This window comes from Mesorhizobium sp. M7A.F.Ca.US.005.03.2.1 (assembly GCF_003997795.1).
Lineage (GTDB): Bacteria > Pseudomonadota > Alphaproteobacteria > Rhizobiales > Rhizobiaceae > Mesorhizobium > Mesorhizobium ciceri.
In genome coordinates this window covers 1-3,485 of the sequence record NZ_RZRP01000682.1, presented here as the reverse complement: position 1 = coordinate 3,485, position 3,485 = coordinate 1, and the positions used below count along the sequence as shown (strand labels likewise).

The following is a 3,485-nucleotide window of genomic DNA, read 5'->3' as shown; positions in this document are numbered from 1 at the left end:
ACGCGGTACCGAGCGGCGTAAATTCCTGGCGTCCGCCGGGCGTGACCGCTGGCTCGTCAAATTCGCCGGCCTCGGCGAAACCGGACTGCGCAAGAAACGAGCCGCGGCGATGTTGCATGAAGCCGGCTTCGGATCGCAAGTTGTCGCGCTTTGCCATGGCTTTCTGGTTGAACGGTGGATTGACGGCAGCACGATGGATCAGGCGCCGCTGCCCAGGGAAAGACTGATCGCGGAGCTCACAAACTACCTGACCTGGCGTGCGCTCAATCTTCGAACTTGCGAACCGGGTGCATCATTGCTTGCTCTCGCGGAGATGGCTGTTTCCAATGCGTCGGAAGCCTTGGACGAGAAACGCGCAGCGACGTTGCGCGGTTGGCTCTCGAAACCGACCTCCGCGCATGTGCTGCAGCGCGTTGAAATCGACGGAAAGCTTCAACCGTGGGAGTTTCTCGTTCGTGCAGATGGCACGGTGCTCAAGACAGATGCTGTTGACCACTGCCGGGCACATGATTTGATCGGCTGCCAACCGATTGAGTGGGACATTGCCGGCGCCCGCGTCGAGTATGGACTGTCCGACAGCGATGTGAGGACCTTGGTCGAAGGAATGGAACTTCCCATCGACCGTGACCACATCGGCTTTTTCGAACCATGCTATTTGGCATTCCAACTCGGGCTCTGGAGCACGGCTGCGCAATCCGAAAACGGCGGGGAAAAAACAAGGCTGGCCGAGATGGCAGACCGATATAGGATGCCGCTGATACGGTTCCTGGACGAATGCCGGATATGATCGTTCCGATCAGTCCAGCCTTCGCAGCATGTCTGCTTCCTGCTCGAGAATAGTGGCCACTTCCTCGCGCTGCAGATGCGTCATCATCAGGCTGACGCAGCACTCGAGATAGGTAATCGAGGCGCGCCGCAGATAGGCAGCGGTCTCGCGTTCGGCCATCTGGTCGATATCCCTCGAGGGGCGCTTGGGTTGCATGAGGGTGATCCTCCGTATCGGGTCCTCCTGCCAAACCACAAGCCTGGGCGGATGTTCCGCACGATCTCGGGAAAGGTTCGGCGCCATCTCGCATCACGCCGGAAGGTTCTGCAGCCCTCCGGGTGCGGGCCTCGCTCTTTTGGCAAAGCCCGTCATCTGATCGCCGATGCGGCTGCCTTCGAGAGCTGCGAAATAATCGATCGTCAGCTTGAGCCCTTCGTTGAGGGGCACCTTCGGCGTCCAGCCGAGCAGCGCTTTTGCACGCGAAATATCGGGCTGCCTGCGCCGAGGATCGTCTTGCGGCAGCGGTAGAAATCTCAGATCCGATTTGGTACCCGTCATCGCCTTCACCAACGCAGCCAGTCGCACGATGGTGAATTCTCCGGGATTGCCCAGATTGACCGGCTTGCCTGGATTGGGATCGATATCCATCAGGCGCCTCAATCCATCGATCTGATCGGAGACATAGCAGAAGGATCGCGTCTGCAAGCCGTCGCCGAAGATCGTCAGGGGACGTTTCTCGAGCGCCTGCATGATCAGGTTCGAGACGATGCGGCCGTCCGCCGGATCCATTCTCGGACCGTAGGTGTTGAAGATGCGCGCGACGCGCACGTCGGCTTTGCCGGCTCTCAGATAGTCGAAGCAAAGCGTTTCGGCGGTGCGTTTGCCCTCGTCGTAGCAGGCGCGCGGACCGGTGCAGTTCACGTGGCCGACATAATCCTCCCTCTGGGGATGCTGTTCCGGATCGCCATACACTTCGCTCGTCGAGGCCTGTAGCAGCCGCGCGTCATATCGGACAGCGAGTTCAAGCAGGTTGAGCGTTCCAATCACGCAGGTTCGCGTGGTGTGGATAGGGTCGGCCTGGTAACGCGGCGGCGAGGCAGCGCATGCCAGGTTGAAGATACGCTCCACGGGCTCGCCGAGATCCAATGGCCGGCAGATATCCTGCTCGATCAACCGGAAACCCGGATGGTCCATGATCGAGATGATGTTCTCCATGCGCCCAGTCAGAAAATTGTCGGCGCAGATCACGCGCCAGCCGTTGCGGAGCAATGCTTCGCAAAGATGCGAACCGAGGAATCCCGCACCGCCGGCAACAAGCACTGCCTTTGCCCTTCGCGCGTTTCGTGTTTGTCGCATCGCCGTTTTCTCCTGTCTGCTGGTCATGCTGCGCTTCCGATGTCGAAATCGAGGGCCGCCGCCCTTGGCTGTGTCAACGCCGCCACGAATTCGCGGGCCCTGGCCGCACCGGTGTGGGATGCGAGGACGCGTTCGCGGGCCCGGCGGGCCATGGCGAGGCGTGTGCGCTCGGACTCGCCGAACAGGATCTCGACGACATCGTCCGTTTCCCCGGCGGTGTGGATCGCCGATGCAGGAAAGAAGCTGTCGAGCCCTGGCCAGCGATCGCTGATGATGGGCGTGCCGCAAGCAGCCGCTTCGAACAGGCGCACACTGGGCGACCATCCCGCGGCGATCATGGAACTGCGTGTGACGTTCAGCGTGTAGCGCTGACGGTTGTAGAACGCGGCATGATCGGCGGGCGGCAGATGTTCGATACGTTCGACATTGTCCGGCCAGATGATGTCGGATGGGTATTGCGAACCGGCCACGACGAAACGCCGGTCCCGCATATGCCGTGCGGGCTCGAGCAGCAGCGCGTTCAGCGTTGCCTGCCGGTCGGCACTGTAGGTGCCGAGATAGCCGAGATCCCAGCGGATCGGATCGCCGGTCCGGTGGTGCCGTTCCGGGTCGACCGAGCAGTAGAGCGGTTCGGCGCGGCGCGCGCCGAAGTCCTCCACCAGACGGCCAAGCATCGGCCCGCCGGTGAACGAGAAGTAGACGTCGAAGTAAGGAATCTGCCGCCAGCTCAGATAATCGCAATCGTCGGCTGAAAGCTGCGCCACGGTCACCGGCGTGTCGATGTCGTAAAAGCAGAAGCGCCCTTTGCAAAGTGAAGCGACGATGTCGATGACCACGCGCCCTTCCGGCACGAACGAGCCGATGACGACGATGTCGGCCTGCTCCAGGCACCGGGCGTAGTCGCGTTGTAACTCCGCGGTGGTTTCGTAGTAGCGCAAGGCGCAGAAATCCGGATCGCGCAGATCGCGGTGGTTTGCGTACCACGGCACCTCGCGCTCCAGAAAGGTCACGCGGTGGCCGAGTTCGTGCAGACCTTTCAGCAGGCCTCGAAACGTCGTGGCGTGGCCGTTTCCCCAGGACGAGGACAGCGACAGGCCAAGAAAGACTATGTCCAATTGCTTGGTCATTCCGCTGCCTCCACGGTCCCCTGCTCGAAGTGACGTTTGAAGACTGCATCGGCCACGTCCGCCCGCAACGCGTAGGTGTGATCGGCCAGCACGCGGCAAAGTGCGGCCTGGCCGATTGCCTTTGCCCGACTGGAGGTCAGCGAGCACATGATCTCGGCGACATCGCCGCCGTCGCGCGCCACCAGGATCTCCTCGCCTGGCTTCAGGAACAGTTCCACGCCCAGCCACGCATCGGT

General features: G+C 61.6%; 4 protein-coding genes and 1 pseudogene. 1 reads left to right on the top strand and 4 read right to left on the bottom strand.

Annotation, left to right across the window (positions count from 1 at the left end):
* A pseudogene (locus tag EN991_RS28265) lies at nt 1-787 on the top strand (hypothetical protein); the annotation flags it as partial.
* A 9-nt stretch (nt 788-796) separates the two neighbouring features.
* Here EN991_RS28265 and EN991_RS28260 read toward each other — a convergent pair.
* The 4 genes from EN991_RS28260 to EN991_RS28245 all read right to left on the bottom strand — a co-directional run.
* The gene (locus EN991_RS28260) at nt 797-982 is read right to left on the bottom strand and encodes a hypothetical protein (RefSeq protein WP_013533200.1); all 186 of its coding nucleotides are present in this window, start codon (nt 980-982) and stop codon (nt 797-799) included.
* A 93-nt stretch (nt 983-1,075) separates the two neighbouring features.
* Nucleotides 1,076-2,122: a UDP-glucuronic acid decarboxylase family protein gene (locus tag EN991_RS28255; protein ID WP_024502361.1), complete on the bottom strand. Its 1,047-nt coding sequence runs from the start codon at nt 2,120-2,122 to the stop codon at nt 1,076-1,078.
* Between the two features lie 23 nt (nt 2,123-2,145).
* On the bottom strand, nt 2,146-3,249 hold the full coding sequence (locus tag EN991_RS28250) for a glycosyltransferase (protein ID WP_024502362.1): 1,104 nt from the start codon (nt 3,247-3,249) through the stop codon (nt 2,146-2,148).
* On the bottom strand, nt 3,246-3,485 hold a 240-nt coding region (locus tag EN991_RS28245; RefSeq protein WP_164769422.1), incomplete at its 5' end, for a glycosyltransferase. The genes EN991_RS28245 and EN991_RS28250, both read right to left, overlap by 4 nt.

Excerpts from the sequence above, each read along its gene's own strand:
- EN991_RS28250 (WP_024502362.1), bottom strand. The coding sequence starts at position 3,249 with ATGACCAAGCAATTGGACATAGTCTTTCTTGGCCTGTCGCTGTCCTCG.
- EN991_RS28255 (WP_024502361.1), bottom strand. The coding sequence starts at position 2,122 with ATGCGACAAACACGAAACGCGCGAAGGGCAAAGGCAGTGCTTGTTGCC.
- EN991_RS28260 (WP_013533200.1), bottom strand. The coding sequence starts at position 982 with ATGCAACCCAAGCGCCCCTCGAGGGATATCGACCAGATGGCCGAACGC.